This is a genomic window from Niabella hirudinis, assembly GCF_051201075.1.
Lineage (GTDB): Bacteria > Bacteroidota > Bacteroidia > Chitinophagales > Chitinophagaceae > Niabella > Niabella hirudinis.
The window spans coordinates 77342-101371 of the sequence record NZ_JBPEHJ010000015.1; the positions used below are offsets into that span (position 1 = coordinate 77342).

The window sequence follows — 24030 nt, forward strand, 5'->3', positions numbered from 1 at the left end:
TTAGCCGTAATTTTAGGAGCTATGCTGAAACGGATCAATTTAGACAACTTTAAAAAATATGTTAGCGCTAATTCCATTGGCGGGCTCATATTGATGGGGTGCGTGCTGGCTTCGCTGATCATCGCCAATCTATCGGCCGGTCGTTCATTTGAAGGCTGGCTGCAGACGGCTGTGGGCTGGGAAAATGATCATATCAACCTGCGGTTTTCCATCCTTAATTGGATCAATGATGGCCTGATGGCCGTCTTCTTTCTATTGGTTGGGCTTGAGATCAAACGTGAGATGGTGGAGGGAGAACTTTCGTCGCCCCAAAAGGCCCTGCTGCCGGTGATTGCCGCTTTTGGCGGGGCCATATTACCGGCGGTAATTTTTGTAGTATTAAACAGGGGAACTGTCACTGCTGCGGGCTGGGGCATTCCGATGGCCACGGATATCGCATTTGCCCTGGCTGCCATTACCCTGCTTGGCAAAAAAGTACCTGGTAGCCTGAAGATATTCCTGGCCGCGCTGGCCATTGTGGATGATTTGATCGCCATACTGGTGATTGCGCTGTTTTATTCATCAGAAATCCATGTCCACTATCTTTTATATGCCTGTGCGGTAATGATCTTGCTGATTATTTTTAACCGCCTGAAGCTGAAGGGGCTTTGGTGGTACCTGGTGCCGGGCCTTTTTGTATGGTACTTTATTCATCACTCGGGAATACACGCCACCATTGCCGGAGTGCTGGTGGCCATGACCCTGCCCACCACGCCGGATGCCACCCAATCGCCGCTCGAAAAACTGGAGAACGCCCTGGCAAAGCCGGTCAATTTTTTTATCATACCACTTTTTGCACTGGCCAATACCAATATAAAATTTGAACCCTCCCTGCTTAAAGGACTGGCAGAACCATTGGGGCTGGGTATTATTATTGGCCTTATTGCAGGAAAGAGTATCGGTATCTTTTTTTCTACCTGGCTGGGGGTTAAACTGGGGATCGGCAAATTGCCCCGGGCGGCGGGCTGGCGGCATATGATCGGGTTGGGATTGCTGGCGGGTATCGGGTTTACGATGTCGATATTCATCAGCCTGCTTTCTTTTGATAACCCGCAGACGATAGCGGCAGCAAAACTGGCCATCCTTGTGGCATCCGTTCTTGCGGCCTTGTTGGGCTGCATTACCTTGCTAACCATCCACCGCAAGGGTACCCGGGTGGATAAAAGGCCATTGCATTAATTTTGAGCAGCTTTTTAATCAGATGACAGGAGGTATTGCATGTCTGATGGAAACATGAATAAATTTGACCGGATTGTGGCTATCCTCATACAGTTGCAGTCGCGGCGCATTGTGAAGGCCCAGGACCTTGCAGAAAGGTTCCAGGTAAGCCTGCGCACTATTTACAGGGATATACGCAGCCTGCAAACCGCGGGTGTGCCTATTTCCAGCGAGGCCGGTGTTGGGTATGAGCTGGTGGAGGGCTACCGGCTGCCCCCGGTAATGTTTACCAGGGAGGAGGCCTCCAGTTTTGTAGCGGCGGAAAAGCTGATGCAGAAGTTTATCGACAAACGACTGGGCGATCATTTTGCTTCGGCCATCGCCAAGATGAAAGCGGTATTGCGGATGGCCGATAAGGACTGGATATCATCCATAGAAGAACAGGTGCTGGTGCGGCAGGGGCGAAGCATTTTTAATGAAAAAGTACCCGAGGCCATGTCGGTGCTGTTTGATAGCCTTGCACGGAAAGAGCAGGTGGAGGTAAGCTATAAAAAACTCGAATCCAGCGATCCGGAGTTAAGGATGATAGAACCCGTTGGCGTTTTTCATGAAAATGCGTTCTGGTACCTGATGGCCTATTGCCACCTGAGAAAAGATTACCGCCGTTTTCGCACAGACCGGATCCATGGTATCCGGAAAACCGAGGATCCGTTTACAAAGGAACATCCTGAGCTTAAAACCTTCCTCGGGCCACAGCAGGAGGTTCCCCGCACAAAAGTGCGGATCATCGTTGCGCCTAAGGCAGCCGGGCACCTTCAATGGAACCGGCATCATCAGGGATTTACCGAAGAGAAGGCGACCGAGGACGGAATTGAAATGACATTCATGAGCCGTTATCCCGAAAGTGACTTTGCACGCTGGTTCCTGGGTTTTGGCGATCATGCCAGGATCCTGGAGCCGGAGTCGCTGCGGCAATGCGTGCGGCAGATTGTGCAAAAACAACTGGAAAACCTGGAAGACAAATAAGACTACGGGGAAGTTATAGTCAAATGCCACTGAGGGGCTGAAACACTGAAGGCTTTAGGTTTCTGAACTAAATCCGGAACGCCGCTCTGGCGTTAAAGGTCTTTGCGGGAAAGATCCTCAAAAATCTGTGTTTCAGCGTCTCAGTGGCATCTAAAAGTTAACGCTCCCAGAAGAACGGAGGCTGAATACCCAGGGCCCTCAGGTATACATAACCCTGCCCGCGATGATGGATTTCGTTATCCACAAAGTAGAGGATGTTTTGATATATCGGAAACGCATACTGGCCAAAGAGGTTAAAGGTTTCCGAAAAATCTTCATGCGGAATCCGGCCAAAATAGTTGTTGATCGTTTCTGTTTCGGCATCCCATAATTTCAGGAGTTCCGCTTTGGTTTTGGGGGTAATGCCCTCTTCGCTGTAAGGTGTAGCAGCCCGGTCAACGATGGCTTTTAACGCTGGCCCGCCGATCGATAGCAGCTCAATGGCCAGGTCTGAGAACGGACGCATGCCTGCAACGGAGAATTCAAACAGTTCTTTTTCCGGGAAGGCCTCAATAACCCTGCGGGTCAGGGCGCGGTGGCCTTGCCAATGTTTTAAAAGTTGTTCTTTGCCAATAATGCTGTCATGCTGGATTGCTGTTGTTGTCATCATATTATTATGTTTTATAGGTCAAAGCTAAAACAGGGCAGTGACAGCCTATTGTCAGCAGGATTTTTTTATACCAGGTAGCTAAATAAGGTATTGTCCTTGTTCAGTTCTGTAAATTCGATCTGCATTTTTTCAAGATTCCGGATCAGGGGCCGATAGTCTTCCCGGTTCTTGAGCTCAATGCCAATCAGTGCAGGACCGCTTTCTTTATTGGTCTTTTGCATGTACTCAAAGCGGGTAATGTCATCATTAGGGCCCAGTACATCGTTTACGAATTCCTTTAAAGCACCCGGCCGTTGGGCAAAGTTGACAAGGAAATAGTGTTTTAAACCTTCATATTGCAGGCTGCGCTCTTTTATTTCCTGCATCCGGTCGATATCGTTGTTGCTGCCGCTTACGATGCACACTACATTCTTTCCCTTTATTTCCTCCCGCATAAATTCCAGAGCAGCAATGGACAGCGCACCGGCAGGTTCTACAACAATGGCGTCCTTATTATACAATTGCAAAATAGTGCTGCAGATCTTTCCTTCCGGTACCAGGCGTATTTCATCCAGGTGTGCCTTGCAGAGTTCATAGGTGAGCTGGCCTACTTTTTTTACGGCAGCGCCATCTACAAAACGGTCAATGGATTTCAGCTCCACCGGCCCGCCGCCTTTCAGGGCCAAGGTCATAGATGGAGCTCCCTCGGGTTCAACCCCGGTAATTTTTATATGGGAGCTTACCGATTTAATGTAAGTGCTTACCCCGGCGCAAAGTCCGCCGCCGCCATTGGGTATGATGATGTGATCGATCTTTTTCAGATCCTCCCAAATCTCAACGCCAACAGTGCCCTGACCTTCGATGATGCGTTCGTGATCGAACGGCGGTATAAAGATCATCCCGTTTTCTTCTGTATAAATCTTTGCAGCTGCCGCACAGTCATCAAAAGTATCCCCTGTAAGGATGATTTCGATATTGGCTTCGCCAAACATCTTTGTTTGCTCGATCTTCTGGTTCGGAGTAATGGTGGGCATAAAGATTACCCCTTTTACATTCAGGCGGTTGCAGCTGTAAGCAACGCCCTGCGCATGATTGCCGGCGCTGGCGCAAACCACCCCTTTTTTCAGTTCCCCGGGGCTCAGGGATTGCATCATGTTAAAGGCGCCCCGGAGTTTATAGGAGCGTACCACCTGAAGATCCTCCCGCTTCAGGTAAACATTGCATTGGTATTGTTTGGAGAGATTTTGGTTGTATTGTAACGGCGTTTTTGTAACCACATCTTTTAACCGTTCTGTAGCTTTTTCAAATTCAATCTGCATGTCCAAAGGTAAAAAGGAATCTACATTTTAAAGCTGCCACCTGCAGATTTATTATGTGGAACCGGGTTATAGTTTAACGCCGATACCAAGGGTAAGATAGAAAAGGTTTTTTCCGGTTTCTCCTTCCAGCAGGTTTTGTGGTATTACATAAGAGGGGATGGCGGTTGCAAAAAATTTCCCGGCTACGGCCACAAGGGGCACAGAGGCTTCGTATGCCAAAACATTAAAACGATCGAAGGATTGGGTGTTTTCTTTCTGGCCCACCGGTATGCCCAGGAATTTGGTACGTTCGATATAGCTCTTTGTAAACCGTTGTGTTCCTGCATACAGGTAACAGGAGGGGTCAATGGCAAATGCAATACGGCTGTTGGCTTTGTGAAGAATAAAAATATGATCCACTCCCAGTGTAGCTCCAATATCTGTTTGATCTTTGGAGAATTTCAGGTCGCCGCCGGCATTGATGGTGATTACGGGGGTCGTAATGGCTGCATTTGCACCGGCCTGGCCTTTTAATGCAGATTGAGGCAGGGTACTGTTATCTTTATACAACACCTGCATATAAAAAATATTACCACTGAAATGTTTCGTGGGCTTAAACCGGAAACCGCCTTCCAGGGTAGTTCCGGCATAGGAAGTGGCCGCGGCTTTATTTTGAGTGAAGATAAAATTCCCCTGTACATATAACCCGTTTTTGAGCTGGTAGCCGATATTGGGTAAGAGCGCGCTGCTTTGCAGACTGTCCGTTCTTCCGAAATAGTGGAGTCTTGTCTGGAAATTAACACCAACCCCGAATTCACTTTTACCGGCGCTGTCTTTTTGGCTAAAGCAGGTTACAGGTATCAGCAGGATACCAGAAAGGAGATACCTCAGTTTTCGTTTCATAGAACGGTTTGCAGTTTGTACAATGAGTAATGAGATTGCCCTCCTGTTGAAGGGAGGGCAATCGATAGCATACATTCAGAACCGGATTATTTTGCTTTTGCATTACCGGAGGCCTTTACACCAGCGGATGCTGAAGGCTGAACGCTTTTTATTTTACCGGATCCTTTCTTTACACCTGACTTAACAGAGCCCGCTGCTTTTTTTGTACCTGCAACGGCAGCATTTGCACCCGCCCGGGCATCTTCTTTGGCAGTGGTGGTCGTTTCGGTAGAACCTGATGCGCTAATTGAGGAATTTCCGGATGCACCGGCACCTGCGGAAACATTTCCCTGCTGTACCGCCGATTGCTCATTGGCCCTGGCCTTTGCATTTTCATTGGCATGAAGGCCTGCTTGCACATCTCCATTTGTATTGGCGCCGGCAGCTACCTGAACCGAATTTCCGGTGTTGACGGTGCCTGCAGCTGCGGAGGCTGTTTTGTCAACGGCTGCGTTGGCTGCAACTTTTGTTTTATCGACAGCCCCCGTGGCAGTCGCCTGGGTTTTATGAACAACGGCAGTAGTGGCAGCGGATGCTTTGCCAACGGCGTTGGTTGCCGCCGAAGCTGCCTTTGCCGCATTTACGGAGGCGTTTACTGAGCCCTTTACAGCAGTGCCTACGCCTACCTGCGCATGAGTTGCGCTGATAAACAACATTGAAAGAGCGGCAACTGAGATTTTGAGATTTCTTTTCATAAAAACGGAATTTTAAATTTAGGATCGTGATGAGGTCTTTAATTCAACGACTGTGCCAAAAATGGTGTATGCAAATGAAGGATGAATGAACTTATTGTTGTTCTTTAGCTAAGAAATTTATTACCAGCGCCATGCATTCAGCCAGGTTTCCGTTATTTAACCAATGTGTTTTTTGATGTTTTGTTTTTCATGAAACCTTCATTTTTATTGCCAGGGGAGCGGATGCTCCTGGTTGTTTAAATAGATGCATAGGCTGAGGGCTTCATCCGTTCGGTTGGTTCCTGCTTATGGCAGCGAGGTTAAATCGTTGTATTTTGTATGGCTTTTCCGTTCTGCAGTACGAGCCTATGGTTAATGCATGCCGGCAGTTGTGTTTCAAAATGCCCTACATAAATGATGGTGACGCCGTTACTGCTAATTGCGTCTACCAGCTTGTTGAAGTATTGCGTTTGCTGCTGATCGAGTCCCTGGCAGGGCTCGTCCAAAACCAGTAGCTGCGGATTTTTAATGATGGTGCGTCCCAGTAAAGCCAGCCGCTGTTTGCCAAGCGGGAGCGTGGAAAGCAGCTCGTCTTTTACATCGTACAAGTCGAGGAAATGCAACAGTTCATTTAATTGCTGCTGCTGTACATAACGCAGGCGCTGATACTGGCCATTGGCATCAAAAAAACCGGAAGCGATACTTTGGGATACAGTGGCATTGGCATCAAAATACCAGTGCAGCTCGGGGGAAATGAGGCCGATTCTTTTTTTGATATCCCAGATGCTTTCCCCGCCGCCGCGTTGTACACCAAATAGTTTGATATCGTTGGCATAAGCCTGGGGATGATCGCCGGTTACTAAGCTCAGGAGGGTGGATTTTCCCGACCCGTTGTGGCCCTGGAGCAGCCACCGCTCCCCGGCATTTACCTGCCAATTAATGTTTGATAATACCTGTTTGCCGTCATAGTGGACCTGTACATCCTTCATCTGGATTAATGTTTGAGCAGTATACACCGGCGGTTCTTCCAGGAAACCCGGAAGCGGCTTCAAGATCTTTTCTTCAAAAATAAAGGAGGTGTCACCGGTTGAAAGACTACCGTTTTTCAGTACGGCAACCTGCCGGATGCAGGCAGGTAGTTCGGTGTCATTGCTGATGAGCAGCAGGGTGCCGCCATTACCGGCGTAGTCGTTGAGCAACAGGTTGAGACTTGCGCGCGATTTTACATCAAGCCCCGTATAAGGCTGGTCAATAATGAGTAATTGGGGGCGCATCCACAATGCCTTGATCAACTGTAGCTTTTTATGCTCACCGCTGGATATTTCAAAAAGCTGCTCGTCCAACACCCCCGAGTAATCCAGCGTTGCAATAAGCTCCTTTAAACGGTCGTTGTCCAGCGCATATTCGCTGCCATATAATTCCAGCTCCCTTGCAATGGTAACGGTATCTCTTCTTTGCTGATGATTGTATCGCTGCTGGTAGTAGAAATTCCGGTCTCCTTCCAGGTTGGTGAAGCGGTACCAGCTTTCTACAAAAAGTGTTTTTGCGGGCAGGGAGCTTTGGGTATTGAAATGGAGGGTTATAGCACCGGAATAGCTTACGGCTCCTGCAATAGCCCTGCCGAGCGTGGTTTTTCCGCTGCCGCTTTCGCCTTTGATAGCCCAGCCTTCGCCCTGGGTCACTGTAAGGGATATATCCTGCAAAATAGTCTTGGCACCGTAGCTTACGGATAAATTTTGTATGTTGAGTAGTGCCATAGTTTATGATTGCTGTTCTTAATGGTGTTTTAGTAATGTGTTCTTACCTGTTCTTTGAAGGTAAAAAATTGCGCACCTTAGGCGCGCAATTTTTTAATGTGTGAGAGCTGATCTGTATTCATCCGTACAAGCGTGCGACGCAACCCGGATGATAGCAGCACATAGCCGGGCCCATGAAAAGAAGGATCCGGTCTCAGCAGGCCAAGCCTTCGAAGTCCGGCTGAACCTCTAGAACCCTAGGCCGTTTTGATCGCCTTCATTGCAGTCATTGCTTTACGCAATACCGAACCTACCAGCTCTACGGGATGCGAACGGAGGGCTTCGTTTACTTCTACCAGTTCCTGGTTGTCTACCGCACCGTCTTTACCGTCATTAAAGTTTTTACCCACCAGGTCTGTATCTACTGTTTTCATGAACCCGGCCAGTAAGGGTTTACATGCCTGGTCAAACAGGTAACAGCCATACTCGGCGGTATCGGAGATCACGCGGTTCATTTCAAACAATTTCTTGCGTGCGATGGTATTGGCTATGAGCGGCGTTTCGTGTAAGGATTCATAATAGGCTGATTCGGGTTTAATGCCAGCTTCCACCATGGTTTCAAAAGCCAGTTCCACACCCGATTTAATAAAGGCTACCATTAGGGTATAGTTGTCAAAGTATTCCTGATCACCGATTTTTACATCGCCAGCCGGTGTTTTTTCAAAAGCGGTTTCCCCGGTTTCGGCCCTCCATTTGAGCAGGTTGGCATCGCCATTGGCCCAGTCTTCCATCATAACACGGCTAAACTCGCCACTCATGATATCGTCCTGGTGCTTCTGGAACAAGGGGCGCATAATGGTTTTCAGCTCTTCTGAAATCCGGAACGCTTTGATCTTTGCCGGGTTGCTTAAACGGTCCATCATACCGGTAACACCGCCATGTTTCAGGGCCTCCGTGATCACTTCCACACCGTATTGTACTAATTTGGAAGCATAGCCCGGATCGATTCCTTTTTCGATCATCTTATCAAAAGAAAGAATAGAACCGGTTTGCAGCAGGCCACAAAGAATGGTTTGCTCACCCATCAGGTCGGATTTTACCTCAGCTACAAAAGAAGAGCGCAATACCCCAGCGCGATGACCGCCGGTGCCCACGCAATATGCTTTTGCCTGCTCCAGGCCCTTGCCCTGAGGATCGTTTTCGGGATGTACGGCAATCAGTGTGGGTACACCAAAGCCACGCAGGTATTCAGCTCTTACCTCACTTCCGGGGCTTTTGGGAGCCACCATAATTACGGTAAGATCTTTACGGATCTGCATGCCTTCTTCAACAATGTTGAAGCCATGGGAATAAGACAGGGTGGCGCCTTGTTTCATCAGCGGCATAACAGCGCTTACCACATTAGTGTGTTGTTTGTCCGGAGTCAGGTTAATTACAAGGTCTGCAGTAGGAATCAGTTCCTCGTAGGTGCCTACATTAAAATTGTTGTCGGTGGCATTTTTCCAGCTGGCTCTTTTTTCTTCTATTGCTTCTTTACGCAGGGCGTAGGAAACATCAAGACCGCTATCTCTTAAGTTTAAGCCCTGGTTCAAACCTTGTGCGCCGCAACCAACGATTACGATTTTTTTTCCTTTTAATGCATCCACGCCATCCAGGAACTCATCATTGCTCATGAATTCGCAAACGCCCAATTGGTTGAGCTGCTCTCTCAGGGATAGTGTGTTAAAGTAATTTGCCATTGTTATTTGATATTTAGTATTTACGATTGAATAATTAAAATTAGTTGACATTCAGCATTCGTGCATAGTCCCGCATGGCTTGCCAGTGCAGGGTGTCATGGGCCGCTACGGTTATCAGCATTTCTTCAATACTGGTCACCGGAACCCCGTAGGTGTCGGTAGTGTATTCGGTTATTTCCTGGAAGCGGTTGGCGTCAAGCGCCTCTTTTACGGCCAACGTAAAAGCATCGGATAACCTGATCAGCTCATCGATTTCCTGTTGTGTGGCGGGAGCCGATGGTTTGCTTCCTTTTCTGTAGTTGTCCTGAAGGGGAATGATAAAGCCCGGGTCTACCTGCGTTGCCTTAAATACAAGGCTGTAGCCACTTACCACGAGGTGACCAAAATTCCAGATAATATTGTTGTTGAAGCCGGCCGGCACCTGGTTGAGCACTTCGGGAGAGCTTGCTCTTATAAGGCTGATTGCTTTTTGCCGGATACTGTCGATGATCTTAAATGTGTACATACGTCAAATTTTGTCATTGATAGTTTACATGCTGAAAACCTTGTCCTGCTCGTTCAGAAACTCATTTTCCACCACTTCTTCCCCCGGTTCCCGGGCTTCAAACTCCTTGATCTTTTTATGAAAGCCTTCGCTACTCTTGATGATGGCTACCCGCGCGCCGCGTACAAATTCGATCAGCCCGTATTCTTCAAACAGTTTTACCAGCTTGTCTGTTTCCTCGCGATGCCCCGTGCATTCAAAAACCGTGTAGTCGCTGTTGATGGATACCACGCGGGCGCCGTATTCCCGCAGTACACGTTCTACCACCATTTTTTCGGTTACCTGGCTGGTAGGTACTTTATACAAGGCCAGTTCCTGCCAGATAATCTCGCTGTTCAGGTTGTAGTAGGCTTTTAATACCTCTACCTGTTTTTCGATCTGCTTGCATAATTTTTTTACAACCTCTTCTGTTTCGTCAATCACGATATTGAACCGGTGAATGCCGGGTATTTCAGAAGAAGAAGTGTTCAGGCTGTCGATATTGATTTTCCGCCGGGAAAAAATGATGGTAATGCGGGCCAGCAGCCCAATCTGGTCCTCCGCGTAAACGGTTATGGTATATTGCTGTTTCATTTCAATGTTTGATGTTTAAAGTTTGATGTTTGAAGTTTTTGTGGCGATGATAATCCCCGTGGACCAGTTCAGTTTTGTAAGCACAAGATCTGTTCCTGATTCAAGCATTGTAACAAAGGCTGCCTCCTTTTGTGCGTGCCCCTCCGGCCACCTGGCTTTGAGGCTTCCAGGGTCCTTAACAGGCTCCCGGTTTGCAGATCGGAAGGCATATCAAAACCCAGTGCTTTTGTTTTGAAAACAATAGCTTCATATTGAGCGGGTATATCCTTAATACGGTTCATTCCTTCTTTTACTGCTGAAGATTATTTGTTACGATGCTCCATTCATTGTTCACCATTGCCTGTTCACTATTTCAGCCGGATCTCCGCCACGCTGCTACCCTGGGGTACCATGGGAAATACGTTGTTTTCTTTACCCACCTTAACTTCCAGCAAATAGGCGCCATCGTGATCCAGCATGGTTTTCAAAGCGGCCTTCAGTGCTGCGCGCTGATCAATAGTCTGTCCCTCAATGCCGTAGGATTTGGCCAGCATTACAAAGTCGGGGCTGGTAATGTTTACAAAAGAATATCGTTTGTCGTGAAAGAGTTGCTGCCATTGGCGTACCATGCCCAGGAATTCGTTGTTCAGAATCAGGATTTTTACGGCAGCGCCAAACTGCATGATGGTTCCCAATTCCTGCAGGGTCATTTGAAAACCACCATCGCCAATGATGGCGACAACGGTCCGGTCCGGAGCCCCATATTTGGCACCGATGGCTGCGGGCAGGCCAAAGCCCATGGTGCCCAGGCCGCCGGAAGTAACATTGCTCCGGCTTTTGGTGAATTTTGCGTACCGGCAGGCTACCATCTGGTGCTGGCCTACATCCGTAACAATTACTGCATCCCCGTTAGTAAGTTCATTCAGCGCGTTCATTACTTCGGCCATCGACATAACATCGCCCTGTGGGTGCATTTCCGGCTGAATGCATTCTTTATCTTCTTCTGCAGCATACCGGGCAAACTCGCTTAGCCAGCTGCTGTTATCTTTTTGTTCGATCAGCGCGGTAAGCAGGGGCAGGGTCTCTTTACAGTCGCCCCAAACAGGTACCGTGGTCTTTACATTTTTATCTACTTCTGCGGGGTCAATATCCAGGTGAATGACCTTGGCCTGTTTGGCATATTTATCCAGGCGGCCGGTTACACGGTCATCGAAACGCATACCAACGGCGATCAGTACATCACATTCATTGGTTAGCACGTTGGGGCCATAATTTCCATGCATACCCAGCATGCCCACACCCAGCGGATGATCCGTGGGCAGCGCGCTTTCACCCAGGATGGTCCAGGCTGCCGGCAGATTCCCTTTTTCAATAAAAGCTTTGAATTCGTCTTCGGCCCCGCCCAGGATCACTCCCTGGCCAAAGATCACAAACGGCTTTTGGGCGCTGTTGATCAGCTTTGCGGCTTCAGTAATATATTCTTTGCGAACGATTGGCTTGGGCCGGTAGCTACGCACGTGATGGCATTGCTGGTAGCCGGGGTATTCAAACTGCTGCAGCTGGGCATTCTTCGTGATGTCTACCAGTACGGGACCGGGTCGGCCACTACGGGCGATGTGGAAGGCTTTTGCCATCACATTCGGAATTTCATTGGCATCGGTAATCTGGTAGTTCCACTTGGTTACCGGCATGGTCACATTGATCACATCGGTTTCCTGAAAAGCATCGGTTCCCAGCAAATGGGCAAATACCTGGCCGGTGATGCATACCAGCGGGGTAGAGTCGATCTGTGCATCGGCAAGTCCTGTTACCAGGTTGGTGGCTCCGGGCCCGCTGGTAGCAAATACAACACCCGTTTTGCCGCTGGTGCGCGCAAACCCCTGCGCTGCGTGAATACCTCCCTGCTCATGCCGTACCAGGATATGCTCCAGCTTGCTGGTATAATCATATAATGCATCATAAATGGGCATGATGGCACCGCCGGGATACCCGAAAATAGTAGATACGCCTTCGGCGATCAGGGCTTCCAGTACGGCCTGGCTTCCGGTAATGCTGCTGCCGGGTTCAAATGTTTTATTGGTCTCCATTGCTGTTTCTTGTTCTTTATCTTTTACCTGGATTGTTTCCATATTGGTGATTTTGATTGTTGTCGAATATTTTAAAGCGCTTTATTTATACCCGGTAAAACCCGATCAGATCGGTTGATTGTACCGCGGTAAAACCAACCTGCCGCAGCAGGGTTACCAACTGGCCACGATGGTACGTGGCATGGTTGACGACATGGGCTATTACCTGGTAGTAAAGCGATGTATATTCCTGCCCGTTAAAGCGCCTGTAGGTGAACGGGGTTTTTAATTTTGCCTCATCGAAACCGGCTACCCAATCGCTTAACTGTTGCGATGTTTGCTGCCACAGCTCCAGCAGCTCCTGCCGGGTACCGGTAAAACGCTGATCAAGACGTATCACATTTTCCTTTTTAAACCGTTGCAACCAGGCATCTTCAGCGTTTATCATGTGCATTACAGTATGCTGTATGCTGTTGAAACTGCTTACCACGGGTTGCTGCCATTGCTCATCGCTGATCTGTTGCAGCCAGGAGCATACCTGCCCGGTACTTACCCGGTTAAACTCGGCCAATTCTGTAAAATATGCTTTATCCATTTTTTTTTAGTCTTCGTCCGTTACGCACCCCTGCGAAGCATCTTTTACGAGTTTGGCATATTTATATAATACACCGTTTTTGGCCTTAAGCGCAGGCTGCTGCCAACCTTCTTTGCGTTTTGCGATTTCTTCATCGGTAACCTTGAGCGTAAGCGTATTGTTAACGGCATCAATTTCAATAATATCTTCATCTTTTACAAAACCGATCAATCCGCCTTCAAAGGCTTCGGGCGTTACGTGCCCCACCACAAAACCATGGGTGCCGCCGCTGAACCTTCCATCGGTGATCAGCGCCACGCTCTTGCCCAGTCCGGCGCCAATGATGGCAGAAGTGGGTTTCAGCATTTCGGGCATGCCCGGGGCGCCTTTGGGGCCTTCATTCTTGATTACTACCACATCGCCTGATTTTACTTTACCGCTGGATATGCCTGCAATCAGGTTTTTTTCGCCATCGAATACCCGCGCAGGGCCGGTGAAAATTTCACCTTCTTTACCGCTGATTTTGGCTACACTTCCTTTTTCTGCAAGATTGCCATAAAGAATCTGCAAATGTCCTGTAGCTTTTAAAGGGCTTTCGAGAGGATGTATGATGTCCTGGTTTTCAAAATCCAGGTCAGGAACAGTTTCCAGGTTTTCGGCAATGGTTTTACCGGTTACGGTTAAACAGCTGCCATCGATCAGTCCCTTTTGCAGCAGGTATTTCATTACCGCCGGAACTCCGCCTTTTTTATGCAGGTCTTCCATGAGGTATTTACCGCTGGGCTTAAAGTCGGCCAGCACCGGTATCCGGTCACTGATGGCCTGGAAGTCGTCCTGTGTCAGCGGCACCTCCACACTACGGGCCATGGCCAGCAAATGCAGTACGGCATTGGTGCTGCCACCCAGTACCATGATCACAACAATGGCATTTTCAAAGGCCTTGCGGGTCATGATATCGCGGGGCTTAATGTCCCTTTCCAGCAACAGGCGAATGGCTTTGCCCGCAGCAGCGCATTCCTGTTTTTTTTCTTCGCTGATAGCCGGGTTGCTACTGGAGTAGGGGAGGCTCATACCCATGGCTTCAATGGCAGAGGCCATCGTATTGGCCGTGTACATTCCACCACAGGCTCCGGCGCCGGGGCAGCTGTTCTTTACAATGCCCATAAAATCGGCTTCATCCAGCTGACCGGCAATTTTTTGCCCAAGGGCTTCAAAGGCCGAAACGATATTCAGGTCCTGGCCCTTGTAGTGCCCGGGAGCAATTGTGCCCCCGTATACCATAAGGGAGGGCCTGTTTAGCCGGCCCATAGCCATAATGGAGCCCGGCATGTTTTTGTCGCAGCCCGGCACGGTAATCAGTCCATCGTAATATTGTGCGCCGCATACGGTTTCGATGGAGTCGGCAATAACGTCACGGCTAACGAGGGAGTAACGCATACCATCAGTGCCGTTGCTCATCCCATCGCTTACCCCAATGGTATGAAAGGTTAGGCCCACCAGGTCCTGTTCCCAAACAGCGTCTTTTACCTCTTTGGCCAAACCGTTGAGGTGCATGTTACAGGGGTTGCCGTCGTAGCCCATGCTAACGATGCCGACCTGGGCTTTTTTCAGATCTTCCTCTGTGAGGCCAAGCGCATATAACTGTGCTTGTGCTGCCGGCTGTGTAGGGTCCTGTGTAATGGTTTTGGAATATTTGTTTAATTCTGCCATACCGTTTTTACTTATGTGTTAATGATATAATTTCTGGTGCAATAAAAAAACCCGCCTTTATCTGAGGCGGGTCCTGTTTAAAATTCGTTTGTTTTATAGAATCAACCCTCCTCCCCGATGGCAGGTAATGACAATGACGATCACCGAAAAAATATTGCGGAAGAAAGATACATTGTTATAATTATTGCCGATCATAAAACGAAGGAGCTTTCTGCGAATATAAAGCCTCATTTGTTTTGATCAAAATTTTTTCTTCTCAGAGGAAGAAAACATCTTGTTATGAAAAGAACTACAAAAGCCGGGTTATATGATCGTTGATTTTTGCAACGCCATATTTTCTCCTTTGGCAAAACCCGGGATGGTACCCCGTATAAAATCGCTGATCAGGTCACCGATGGTATTGGTGGAGTAATTGTTTACCGGATCAATATCTTTTGCCACAAAGCCATGTAACAGCGTCCAGTTAACGGCTGTGCGGATGATGAGCGCTTCCTCATGCAAATTGAAATAATCCATCATCATAGCGGTGGAAAGGATGGCGCCAACAGGGTTGGAGTGATTCCGGGCGCTCTCCTGCTGAAGCTCAAAACCAAATGCCGGACCAAAGAACGGTGTGGCGCTGGCGACCCGAACGGATGGGATCATGAACCGTGTACCGGTGATAGTGGCTGCCAGTCTGAAGAGGTAATCTCCGGCCGAAGCACCGGCGATCAATGTATCAAACCCGGCCGGCTGTTGCAGCATCCTGTCCCAGGCCTCCTGCACAGGAATCTCTTCGATGGTTACTTCCCGGGCCGCAGCTTCCGTCTTTTCAAAAATGGCCGGCCATGCGTGATCCGCCCGGACTTCGGGGTGCACCATTACTGTTATCTTTTTCCTGCGGCTGATGGCCTGCTGAAGCGCCGAGTGAGCGATCCGGAGCCGGTCGCTTTCATTAGATGCCGGAACCTGGTGCTGGTACAACAGGAGGTTCAGCCCCTCGCTGTGCCTGGCCTTCAGCGGCGACAAGTGCTGAAGGGGCGGATAAACGACAACAGATTGTACCGTTACCAGCAGGGGTCCGGCCGCTTCAATAAACTGCTGAACGCCGGTGCTGCTAAGCAGGATGGCATCCTGCCCGGAGGCTGGCAGGCCCGGTATTGCGGTTTCCCTGCTGACCCGTGAAATGTTAAAATGATGATCATACTGTTCGGCAACCGCCCGTATTACCTTCAGTACCTGCAGATCCACTTCCCCGGCGGCCCCTCCCTCTTCTATGATCGCAATGTTCTTGTTCATTTTATAATACCCTATGGGTTAATGTATATTTCTTTGATGTGGCAAAAGCCGGGCGGGCTATTTTTTTATAAAGCGTGGGGTGGCCGTTCTCCAGCTCTATAATATGTTTTACACAGGATGGAACCTCATCTTCATAATGACTGATAAATAACAAGGTCATCCCGGTTTCTGCGTGGATCCGTTCCAGCAGACGTACCACCATTGCCGACTGGCTGTCATCAAGCCCCTGGCAGGGACCATCAAGCGCCAGCATCAGCGGATCTTTGATCAGCGCCCTTGCCAGGAGTACCAGCCGCCGTTCACCGCCCGAAAGCGTGGTCATCAGGTGGCGGGCTTTGTCCTGCAATGAAAAAAAGGATAGCCATTCCTTTACTTTCAAAGCCTGAGCTTCGTCCAGTTTCTCAAAAAGACCAATGGTGTCGAAAAATCCGGAGCCGATCACTTCGAAAACGGAGATGTCCCGGTCAAATAAATGCTGGAGCTCGGGCGATATAAAGCCAATGCGCCGCTTGATATCCCAAACGCTTTCGCCGCTTCCTCTTTTCCTTCCGAATAGTGAGATCTGTTGTGCATAAGCCTGGGGGTGATCGCCGTTTATAAGACGGAGCAGGGTCGATTTTCCCGCTCCGTTGTGCCCTTTGATCAGCCAGCACTCTCCATTGTTTACCTGCCAGTTAATATTGTTAAGCAGGAGGGTATTGCCACTGCGGATGCTCACCTGCTTCATGCCAATGAGTGGCCCGATATGGTAGGCTTTTTTCAGCGAAGGAAGGGGTGTTTCCGGTTCCCGGGGTAGCACCGATTTCATAAAACCCAGTTTTTCTACCGGGGCATAATTGATGACCGTACCTCCGGCCATTTCTGCAAAATGCGTAATGCTTGCAGGCAGTTCATGGCGGTCTGCAATTAAAATGATGGTAACACCTTCGGTTGCCAGCAGGTTAATTACTTTATGTAAGACGGTCCGGCTTTTTACATCCAGCCCCGTAAAAATACGGTCAAGAATCAGTATGTCTGGTTGGCCCAGCAGGTGATCAATCAGCTGCATTTTCTTTAGTTCCCCGTAAGAAAGCCGGGTTATCGGTGCGTGCGCACGCGGGGTAAGCTGGAATTTCTCCAGCCAATTTGTCACATCGGCCGCGGGGCCTTTGTGCAGCAGGGTTTCAGTAAGGGTGGCTCCGCTTTTTACGGCTGCAACATAATTCTCAAGCGGATGTACGGAAGGGATATAGGCTACAAAAGGCGCTGCCGGCCTGCCGGACCGTTTATATTCAATGCTGCCGGTATGGAGCAGGGATCCTTTGAGCACCTGAGCCAGCAGGGATTTTCCGCTGCCGCTGGCGCCAAAAATAGCCAGGTGTTCACCTGCATTTAATGTAAAGCTGATATGATCCAATAGAAGGTGGCCGGCCTGTTGAACCGATACATTGTTTAATATGATGCTACAATACGTTTCCATTGGATATTAAAGCCTAAGCCGTTGTCTTTACGTTGTCTGCCATTTCTTTCAAATCCTCATCGCCTACTTCTTTTTTTGCATCCGCAACGTTCAGAAATTGCTGGTAAAGCTCATCTACCTGGTTGCGGTCAAACTCATAGCCCAGGTTTTTAAACCGGTAGGCTAATGCGCTGCGGCCGCTGCGGGCGGTAAGCACAATGCGGGAGGTATCGGCACCTACTTCGTGCGGAGCGATGATTTCGTACGTGGTGGCTTCTTTCAAAAAGCCGTCCTGATGAATACCGGAAGAATGGGAAAATGCATTATCGCCCACCACCGCTTTGTTTGGCTGGACGACCATCCGCATGGTTTCGGCCACCGTGTGGCTCATGGGTAATAACTGCGTTGTGTCAATACCGGTATACAGGCCCAGTTCCGGGTGTTTTTTGATGGCCATTACCACTTCCTCAAGAGAAGTGTTTCCTGCGCGTTCTCCAATGCCGTTGATGGTACATTCGATCTGCCGGGCGCCGGCAATAGCGCCGGCAATAGAATTGGCTGTGGCCAGTCCCAGGTCGTTATGACAATGGCAGGAGAAAATGGCTTTATCGGCATTGGATACATGATTCAGCAGGTAGCTGAATTTTTCTGCATACTGATGTGGCAGGCAGGACCCCGTTGTGTCGGGTATGTTTACCACAGTAGCGCCGGCGCCAATCACGGCTTCTACCAGCTGTGCCAGAAACTGTAAGTCGGCGCGGCCGGCATCCTCTGCAAAAAACTCCACATCCGGAACCAGGTTCCGTGCCAGCTTTACCGCGGCAACTGCCCGCTCAATGATGTTTTCGCGGGTGGTATTAAATTTGTATTTGATATGATTGTCGGAAGAGCCGATGCCCGTATGGATCCGCGGACGCACAGCCGGCTTCAGCGCCGCTGCCGCTACTTCAATATCTTTTTGTACGGCCCTTGTAAGGCCGCAGATAGTGGCATTCTTAACAACTTTAGCGATCTCCTCTACGGAAGTGAAATCCCCGGGGCTGGAAATCGGAAAACCGGCCTCAATAATGTCTACGCCAAGAGCTTCCAGTTTCAACGCCAGTTTGATTTTTTCGTCCGTGTTCAGTTTACAACCCGGCACCTGTTCGCCATCTCTTAATGTAGTGTCAAAAATAAAAACCTTGTTATCCGCCATAATTCGTTTATTTAATTAAGAATTGTTATTTTCAATACCTAATCCACAACATCGGGATGAGGTTTCTTTTAATATTCCTAAAAATAAGTTTATATTATAGAATTTCGAAACTAATTTGTGGAACTACTTACATTGAATAAAGGGAATTGATGAATTGTAATTGATTGATAATCATTGTTAAAAGAAGGAGTAAATTACGATGCCCAGTAGGTCGACCGACGCATTATTTCAATTGATAAAATCGCTGGAAAAATCAGAAAAGCGAAATCTGAAACTTTTTGCCGGGCGTAATTCCGGCGCCGAGTCTTTAAAGAGCATGCAGCTTTTTAATGCGTTGGACAAGCTGACGGAGTATGACGAAAAGCAGCTGCTGAAGCGGGTGCCCACGGTTAGCAAACAACAGCTTTCCAATACCAAGGCGTTGTTGTATAAGCAGATACTGGGTAGCTTAAGAATCATCCGTGATGATAAGAATGTAGACATGCAGCTGCGCGAAATGATGGACAGCGCCCGCATCTTGTTTAACAAGGGCCTGTACCTGCAAACGCTCAAAGTGCTGGATAAAACCAAGGAGTTTGCACGTACCTATCATCAGCTTACTTATTTACAACAGGCGCTGTTTTTTGAAAAGAAAATTGAAGGCCTCTATATTACCCGCAGCATTCAGAACCGGGCAGATGCCCTGGCGGAAGAAGCTGATATTATTGTTGAGAAACTGAGCCATATTAATACGCTCTCTAACCTTGCCCTGCATTTGTACAGCTGGTATATTCAGAACGGGCACGCCCGCAATGAGAACGATGTAAAGACGGCCAAACTTTTTTTTGAGAAAAGCCTGCCTAAAAATGTGGCGCAGCTGGACGGCTTTTACGAAAAGCAATATTATTATCAAAGCTATGCCTGGTATGCGTTTATAAAGCTGGATTTCCTGATGTTTTACCGGTACTGCCAAAAATGGGTAGATACATTTGAAACCGCGCCCCACATGATTGCGGTTGAAACAACGATGTATATCAAAGGGGTGCACAACCTGATGAGTGCTCATTTTGACCTGATGAACCGCGATGGGCTGGCGGCCTGCATCAAGAAGTTCAAGCATTTTGTGCAAACCCCGCTGGTGCAGGATAATAACAACAACCGCATCACCGGGTATGTGTACCTGTACACGGCCGTCATTAACCTGCATTTCCTGGAAGGTACCTTTAACCGCGGGTTGAAGATGGTGCCCTACCTGGAGGAAATGCTGGTAGAGCATGGGCGCTACCTGGACCGCCACCGGGTGATGGTGTTTTATTATAAGATCGCCTGCCTGTATTTTGGGAGCGGCAATAACAAAAAAACCATTGATTATCTAAACCGCATCATTCATCAGAAAGATGATTTGAGAACTGATTTGCAATGCTATTCCCGTTTGCTGCACCTGATTGCGCATTATGAGCTGGGTAATTTTGATTTGCTGGAATACCTGATTAAATCGGTATACCGGTACATGGCAAAAATGGAAAACCTCAGCAAGGTAGAGGAAGAGATGTTTCGCTTTCTCAGAAATGCCTTCCGGTTTAATACAAAAACCATACAACCGGAGTTTGAAAAGCTGCTGGTCAAATTAAAAAAGTATCAAAGCAACCGCCTTGAGGCGCGGGCTTTTGCCTACCTGGATGTGATCAGCTGGCTGGAGAGTAAATTGTCGGGGATAAATGTACAGGATGTGATCCGGAAGAAATATTTGCGGGAAACCCGGCCCGTAAAAAAAATCGCTCCCTGATAGTGGAGCGATTCAATTTCTTGTAACGATTGTATTCCCGGGGGGATTACCGGTAAGAATTCCTCAATGATTCGTTCGGGTTGAAGGTGAACCGGTTCAATATTACTTTCTTCTTGTAAGGCACCACATAAGTATTGGCTCCTTTCTGGTAAGAAATGGAAGTATTCAGGTTGATATAATTGTTATTGGTTGTGCTTGTGTTTGTAAGAACACGATCTCCTCTGAACTGGTAATCAGATCGCAGGGAAAAAGATGAAAGCTGCTTTTCAAATTTATTTTCCGCAGCTACATAACCGTTTTTCGGTTTGTCTTTCCCGTGATCAGCATCTGTAGCGGTATTCTCTGTTGCAAACGAAACACCCCCTACAGCCAGGACAAACAGCACAGTAAGTAAGAAGGTTTTCAACATTTTTGTTTCTTTAAGAATTTAAACTAATACAAAGGTATAATATAATTGTAAGAATGGAAAATTTTAATTTTTTTTTAACCAGAAATCCCATAATATGAATATCAAATAATCGTTTTCGAGGTCGGTTAGAAATTTTTAAACCCGTTATAAAAGGCTGATTTTTTTTAATCTATTGATTTTTAATACATTGCGAAAAATGCAACAAAAATGCCGCTAAAAACCTCTTATAAGAAAGTTTTACACACAGGAGGATAACTTATGGGGGTGGTAAATCTTAATATTTTGCTATATTGAAACAAATTAGTGGGTTTTGTGGTTTTGATAATACATTAAATGGGCAGATATGAGAGAGTATTCGCATCAAAGCGAGGAGCGTAAGGAAGATATGGAGGAATTATTACAACGCTATGAAAATCTGAAAACCGGACAATCGGCTTCCTATCTTGAAGAGGAAGAGTTTGAACGGATTATCAACTATTTTGAATCCCGCGAAGCGTTTAAAAAAGCCCTCCAGGCCACTGAAACAGCGATAGAGCAGTTTCCGTATTCTGCAGGACTGCTGATCAAAAAAGCGGACCTTGTTTTGAACAACCGGGCCTACGATACTGCGCTTGAGTTGCTGGATAAGGCATCGATATTTGATGGTAATAATATTGATATTTATATTTTAAGAACGGAGGCGCTGCTGGCGCTGGACCGGCAGGAGGCGGCCGTGATGTTGCTGGAGGAGGCGCTGAATCTTTTTGATGGGGATGAAAAGATCGAATTGCTTTTTGAGCTGGCGGATGTGTATGACGACTATGAAAGTTTTGACAAGGTTTTTGATTGCCTGAAATGGATCCTGGAGCTGGAACCCGCCAATGAGGAGGCGCTTTACAAAATATGTTTCTGGACGGACTATACCGGCCGGAATGCTGAAAGTATTGAGTTGCACCAAAAGATTATTAACGAATTTCCGTATAGTGAGCTGGCCTGGTTTAATCTTGGCGCTGCTTACCAGGGTATTAAGCTTTACGAAAAAGCCATCGATGCCTACCAGTACGCAATTGTCATTGATGAAAAGTTTGACTATGCCTACCGGAATATCGGGGATGCGTATATCCGGTTAAGAAAATACAAGGATGCTATTGAGTATCTGGAGCGGGTGCTGGAGCTGGCCAAGCCTGAAGATGTGATCTACGAAGCCATTGGGTATTGTTATGAAAAATTAAAGAACTATGCGCAGGCCCGGTTTTATTTTCGCAAGGCCTCGCATCTCAATGAAGATAAAGGCGCCCTGCTATACAAAATGGCGCTTACCTATTATAAGGAGGATAAATTTGAGCTTTGCATTCGTCAGTTGGAAGCCGCTCTGAAAATCAAAAACAATACACCGGAATACCTGTTGCTGATGGGGCAGAGCAAGCTGGCCTTAGGCCTGAATAAGGACGCGTTGCAATATTTTTTAAATGTTGTACGGCTGCGCCCCAAACAGCTCATGGGTTGGGATGCGCTGATTATTGGTTTATACAAAGCAGAGCAGTTTGACCAGGGATTGGAGCAGATCCAGCATGCGATAGCGCGGATTGGAGCAGATAAGCCCAAACCCTTATTTTATTATTACAAAGCGCTCTTCTATTTTGGTTTGGGCCAGTCGAAGCAGGCGCTGATTGAGCTGGAAGAAGGACTGGCCAGGGCCCCCCGTCAGTTAAAGAAGATATTAGAGATTGAACCGGCGCTGCTGCAGCGGCCGGCGGTTGCAGCTTTGATCGCAAAGTTGAAACGGAAGTAGTTTTTGTTTGATGTATAACTTTCAATGTTTTTCCAGGTTTGCGGGGCGGCCGGCTGTTTATTGTGCCTTTAAAAATAGATACCCCTTTAAATAATGGAAAGCTGGATATCTGGCTGGAAAACATAACGGCGGGCGCCTATTCCATCGGGATTGGTTACCTGTTAAAGCCAGGCAGTGCTCCTGTTTTAATTGGTGGATGCGATGGTAAAATGAAACCATTGGACAATAAAAATACGAGTGCTGCGCACTTTACCTATATTTATTTAAATCCTGAGCAGGCGCGTGAATACAAACTATATCCTTTTATTGGGTAATAGTGCCGAATCGACAATTTTGTCCTGAAACGGATGTTGGCTTGTTTTAAAACAAATACTACCTTTGATTATGAAAAACACACCAGATTATGGGAAACACACAGAAAAACATCGTGCCGTCTATGGGGCGGTATATAGATCCACTAACCGATTTTGGGTTTAAACGAATTTTTGGCTCTGAGCCCAATAAAGACCTGTTAATCGCATTTCTCAACGAACTGTTTAAGGGCCGTAAGGTAATACGGGACCTGGTTTATAATCAACAGGAAAAAACAGGACCGGTGAAGGAATACCGGAAAGCTATTTTTGATCTTACCTGCACAGGAGTTCATGGCGAAACCTTTATTATAGAAGTACAACGGGCTAATCAAAGATGCTTTGTCGACCGCGCTGTTTTTTATACCGCCAGTAAATTGCATGAACAGGGACCTAAGGGTGAAAAAAACTGGGACTTTGAATTGAAGGAGGTGTACCTTATTGCCGTGATGGACTTTACCTTTGATAATACATTGCCCGGAAAATATCTGCACAGGGTACGGCTGGCAGAAGAAGAAACCGGCCAGATATTTTATAATAAATTAGGCTTCATATTTTTAGAGCTTCCTAATTTCCAATTGAAAGAGGAAGAAATTAAAACCGATCTGGAACGATGGTTGTATGTGCTGCGCAATATGGGAAAGTTGGAGAAAATTCCGGTAATTTTACATAAGAGGATATTTCAGAAGTTATTCCAGATCGCTGAAATAGCCCATTTAAAAAAGGAGGATTATATGTTGTACGAAAAAGACCTTTTGGATAAATGGACAGAATATGCTGTGTTAAAAACTGCTGAAGAAAAAGCAATGGAGCGGGGTATGAAAAAAGGGATAGAAAAAGGAATAGAAAAGGGGATTGCAAAAGGAATGGAGCAGGGTATGGAAAAGGGCATTGCAAAAGGTATTGTAAAAGGCGCAGAACAGAAGAGCCGCAATTTTGTAAAAAATCTCATCCTTAAGTTTGATTTTAGTGATAAACAAGCTGCAGCTGCGGCGGAGGTTTCCCTGAGTGTTGTAAAGGAAATCAGGGCTTCATTAAAAAAGGGGAGTATCCCGAAAAGTGTGTAAGTTAAAATCGAGGTAAAATAATCGTAGAACTTATACCTTCAATCTGTCACCAAAAATAATTAAGAACTGGT

Annotated in this window: 21 protein-coding genes; 6 read left to right on the top strand and 15 right to left on the bottom strand. The window is 47.4% G+C overall.

Annotated features, from left to right (window positions below; genetic code table 11):
* Positions 1-21: 21 nt before the first annotated feature.
* Both nhaA and GGU45_RS19865 read left to right on the top strand, forming a co-directional pair.
* Positions 22-1218, top strand: a complete 1197-nt coding sequence (gene nhaA, locus GGU45_RS19860; RefSeq protein ID WP_435227746.1) for a Na+/H+ antiporter NhaA — start codon at positions 22-24, stop codon at positions 1216-1218.
* A 54-nt stretch (positions 1219-1272) separates the two neighbouring features.
* Positions 1273-2223: a helix-turn-helix transcriptional regulator gene (locus GGU45_RS19865; protein ID WP_435227747.1), complete on the top strand. Its 951-nt coding sequence runs from the start codon at positions 1273-1275 to the stop codon at positions 2221-2223.
* A 157-nt stretch (positions 2224-2380) separates the two neighbouring features.
* Here the strand turns inward: GGU45_RS19865 and GGU45_RS19870 are convergent, their stop codons facing one another.
* The 14 genes from GGU45_RS19870 to GGU45_RS19935 form a co-directional block, all read right to left on the bottom strand.
* The gene (locus tag GGU45_RS19870) at positions 2381-2872 is read right to left on the bottom strand and encodes a DinB family protein (RefSeq protein ID WP_435227748.1); all 492 of its coding nucleotides are present in this window, start codon (positions 2870-2872) and stop codon (positions 2381-2383) included.
* A 65-nt stretch (positions 2873-2937) separates the two neighbouring features.
* Positions 2938-4170, bottom strand: coding sequence for a threonine ammonia-lyase IlvA (ilvA, locus tag GGU45_RS19875; RefSeq protein ID WP_435227750.1), 1233 nt, complete (start codon positions 4168-4170; stop codon positions 2938-2940).
* Positions 4171-4236: 66 nt separating this feature from the next.
* A complete protein-coding gene (locus GGU45_RS19880) occupies positions 4237-5052 on the bottom strand; it encodes a hypothetical protein (RefSeq protein ID WP_435227752.1) in 816 nt (271 codons plus the stop codon).
* A gap of 86 nt (positions 5053-5138) precedes the next feature.
* Entirely contained in the window at positions 5139-5786 is a 648-nt protein-coding gene (locus tag GGU45_RS19885; protein ID WP_435227754.1) for a hypothetical protein, read from the bottom strand.
* A 299-nt stretch (positions 5787-6085) separates the two neighbouring features.
* Positions 6086-7522: an ATP-binding cassette domain-containing protein gene (locus GGU45_RS19890; protein WP_435227755.1), complete on the bottom strand. Its 1437-nt coding sequence runs from the start codon at positions 7520-7522 to the stop codon at positions 6086-6088.
* A 236-nt stretch (positions 7523-7758) separates the two neighbouring features.
* Complete coding sequence (ilvC, locus tag GGU45_RS19895; RefSeq protein ID WP_435227756.1) at positions 7759-9240, bottom strand: ketol-acid reductoisomerase; 1482 nt, start codon at positions 9238-9240, stop codon at positions 7759-7761.
* 40 nt (positions 9241-9280) lie between these two features.
* A complete protein-coding gene (locus tag GGU45_RS19900) occupies positions 9281-9745 on the bottom strand; it encodes a DinB family protein (RefSeq protein WP_435227758.1) in 465 nt (154 codons plus the stop codon).
* Positions 9746-9769: 24 nt separating this feature from the next.
* Entirely contained in the window at positions 9770-10357 is a 588-nt protein-coding gene (ilvN, locus tag GGU45_RS19905; RefSeq protein ID WP_435227759.1) for an acetolactate synthase small subunit, read from the bottom strand.
* 347 nt (positions 10358-10704) lie between these two features.
* Entirely contained in the window at positions 10705-12465 is a 1761-nt protein-coding gene (gene ilvB / locus GGU45_RS19910) for a biosynthetic-type acetolactate synthase large subunit (protein WP_435227761.1), read from the bottom strand.
* Between the two features lie 43 nt (positions 12466-12508).
* Entirely contained in the window at positions 12509-12997 is a 489-nt protein-coding gene (locus GGU45_RS19915) for a DinB family protein (RefSeq protein WP_435227763.1), read from the bottom strand.
* 6 nt (positions 12998-13003) lie between these two features.
* Positions 13004-14686, bottom strand: coding sequence for a dihydroxy-acid dehydratase (gene ilvD / locus GGU45_RS19920; protein ID WP_435227765.1), 1683 nt, complete (start codon positions 14684-14686; stop codon positions 13004-13006).
* 303 nt (positions 14687-14989) lie between these two features.
* Positions 14990-15964, bottom strand: coding sequence for an isocitrate/isopropylmalate family dehydrogenase (locus GGU45_RS19925; RefSeq protein WP_435227767.1), 975 nt, complete (start codon positions 15962-15964; stop codon positions 14990-14992).
* A 1-nt stretch (position 15965) separates the two neighbouring features.
* Complete coding sequence (locus GGU45_RS19930; protein ID WP_435227769.1) at positions 15966-17423, bottom strand: ATP-binding cassette domain-containing protein; 1458 nt, start codon at positions 17421-17423, stop codon at positions 15966-15968.
* Between the two features lie 13 nt (positions 17424-17436).
* Positions 17437-18597, bottom strand: a complete 1161-nt coding sequence (locus GGU45_RS19935) for a 2-isopropylmalate synthase (RefSeq protein ID WP_435227771.1) — start codon at positions 18595-18597, stop codon at positions 17437-17439.
* A gap of 199 nt (positions 18598-18796) precedes the next feature.
* Between GGU45_RS19935 and GGU45_RS19940 the strand changes: the two genes are divergently transcribed.
* Positions 18797-20362, top strand: coding sequence for a hypothetical protein (locus GGU45_RS19940; RefSeq protein ID WP_435227772.1), 1566 nt, complete (start codon positions 18797-18799; stop codon positions 20360-20362).
* A 46-nt stretch (positions 20363-20408) separates the two neighbouring features.
* Here the strand turns inward: GGU45_RS19940 and GGU45_RS19945 are convergent, their stop codons facing one another.
* Positions 20409-20771, bottom strand: coding sequence for a hypothetical protein (locus GGU45_RS19945; RefSeq protein ID WP_435227774.1), 363 nt, complete (start codon positions 20769-20771; stop codon positions 20409-20411).
* Positions 20772-21114: 343 nt separating this feature from the next.
* On the opposite strand from GGU45_RS19945, the gene GGU45_RS19950 reads away from it, so the two are divergent.
* The 3 genes from GGU45_RS19950 (at position 21115) to GGU45_RS19960 (ending at position 23959) form a co-directional block, all read left to right on the top strand.
* A complete protein-coding gene (locus tag GGU45_RS19950; RefSeq protein ID WP_435227776.1) occupies positions 21115-22542 on the top strand; it encodes a tetratricopeptide repeat protein in 1428 nt (475 codons plus the stop codon).
* Between the two features lie 62 nt (positions 22543-22604).
* Positions 22605-22856, top strand: coding sequence for a hypothetical protein (locus tag GGU45_RS19955; protein WP_435227778.1), 252 nt, complete (start codon positions 22605-22607; stop codon positions 22854-22856).
* Positions 22857-22945: 89 nt separating this feature from the next.
* On the top strand, positions 22946-23959 hold the full coding sequence (locus GGU45_RS19960; protein WP_435227780.1) for an Rpn family recombination-promoting nuclease/putative transposase: 1014 nt from the start codon (positions 22946-22948) through the stop codon (positions 23957-23959).
* Positions 23960-24030: the final 71 nt, after the last annotated feature.

What these genes read in the sequence shown, in the direction of transcription:
- nhaA (WP_435227746.1), top strand. Translation starts at nt 22, where the DNA reads ATGCTGAAACGGATCAATTTAGACAACTTTAAAAAATATGTTAGCGCT.
- GGU45_RS19865 (WP_435227747.1), top strand. Translation starts at nt 1,273, where the DNA reads ATGAATAAATTTGACCGGATTGTGGCTATCCTCATACAGTTGCAGTCG.
- GGU45_RS19870 (WP_435227748.1), bottom strand. Translation starts at nt 2,872, where the DNA reads ATGATGACAACAACAGCAATCCAGCATGACAGCATTATTGGCAAAGAA.
- ilvA (WP_435227750.1), bottom strand. Translation starts at nt 4,170, where the DNA reads ATGCAGATTGAATTTGAAAAAGCTACAGAACGGTTAAAAGATGTGGTT.
- GGU45_RS19880 (WP_435227752.1), bottom strand. Translation starts at nt 5,052, where the DNA reads ATGAAACGAAAACTGAGGTATCTCCTTTCTGGTATCCTGCTGATACCT.
- GGU45_RS19885 (WP_435227754.1), bottom strand. Translation starts at nt 5,786, where the DNA reads ATGAAAAGAAATCTCAAAATCTCAGTTGCCGCTCTTTCAATGTTGTTT.
- GGU45_RS19890 (WP_435227755.1), bottom strand. Translation starts at nt 7,522, where the DNA reads ATGGCACTACTCAACATACAAAATTTATCCGTAAGCTACGGTGCCAAG.
- ilvC (WP_435227756.1), bottom strand. Translation starts at nt 9,240, where the DNA reads ATGGCAAATTACTTTAACACACTATCCCTGAGAGAGCAGCTCAACCAA.
- GGU45_RS19900 (WP_435227758.1), bottom strand. Translation starts at nt 9,745, where the DNA reads ATGTACACATTTAAGATCATCGACAGTATCCGGCAAAAAGCAATCAGC.
- ilvN (WP_435227759.1), bottom strand. Translation starts at nt 10,357, where the DNA reads ATGAAACAGCAATATACCATAACCGTTTACGCGGAGGACCAGATTGGG.
- ilvB (WP_435227761.1), bottom strand. Translation starts at nt 12,465, where the DNA reads ATGGAAACAATCCAGGTAAAAGATAAAGAACAAGAAACAGCAATGGAG.
- GGU45_RS19915 (WP_435227763.1), bottom strand. Translation starts at nt 12,997, where the DNA reads ATGGATAAAGCATATTTTACAGAATTGGCCGAGTTTAACCGGGTAAGT.
- ilvD (WP_435227765.1), bottom strand. Translation starts at nt 14,686, where the DNA reads ATGGCAGAATTAAACAAATATTCCAAAACCATTACACAGGACCCTACA.
- GGU45_RS19925 (WP_435227767.1), bottom strand. Translation starts at nt 15,964, where the DNA reads ATGAACAAGAACATTGCGATCATAGAAGAGGGAGGGGCCGCCGGGGAA.
- GGU45_RS19930 (WP_435227769.1), bottom strand. Translation starts at nt 17,423, where the DNA reads ATGGAAACGTATTGTAGCATCATATTAAACAATGTATCGGTTCAACAG.
- GGU45_RS19935 (WP_435227771.1), bottom strand. Translation starts at nt 18,597, where the DNA reads ATGGCGGATAACAAGGTTTTTATTTTTGACACTACATTAAGAGATGGC.
- GGU45_RS19940 (WP_435227772.1), top strand. Translation starts at nt 18,797, where the DNA reads ATGCCCAGTAGGTCGACCGACGCATTATTTCAATTGATAAAATCGCTG.
- GGU45_RS19945 (WP_435227774.1), bottom strand. Translation starts at nt 20,771, where the DNA reads ATGTTGAAAACCTTCTTACTTACTGTGCTGTTTGTCCTGGCTGTAGGG.
- GGU45_RS19950 (WP_435227776.1), top strand. Translation starts at nt 21,115, where the DNA reads ATGAGAGAGTATTCGCATCAAAGCGAGGAGCGTAAGGAAGATATGGAG.
- GGU45_RS19960 (WP_435227780.1), top strand. Translation starts at nt 22,946, where the DNA reads ATGGGAAACACACAGAAAAACATCGTGCCGTCTATGGGGCGGTATATA.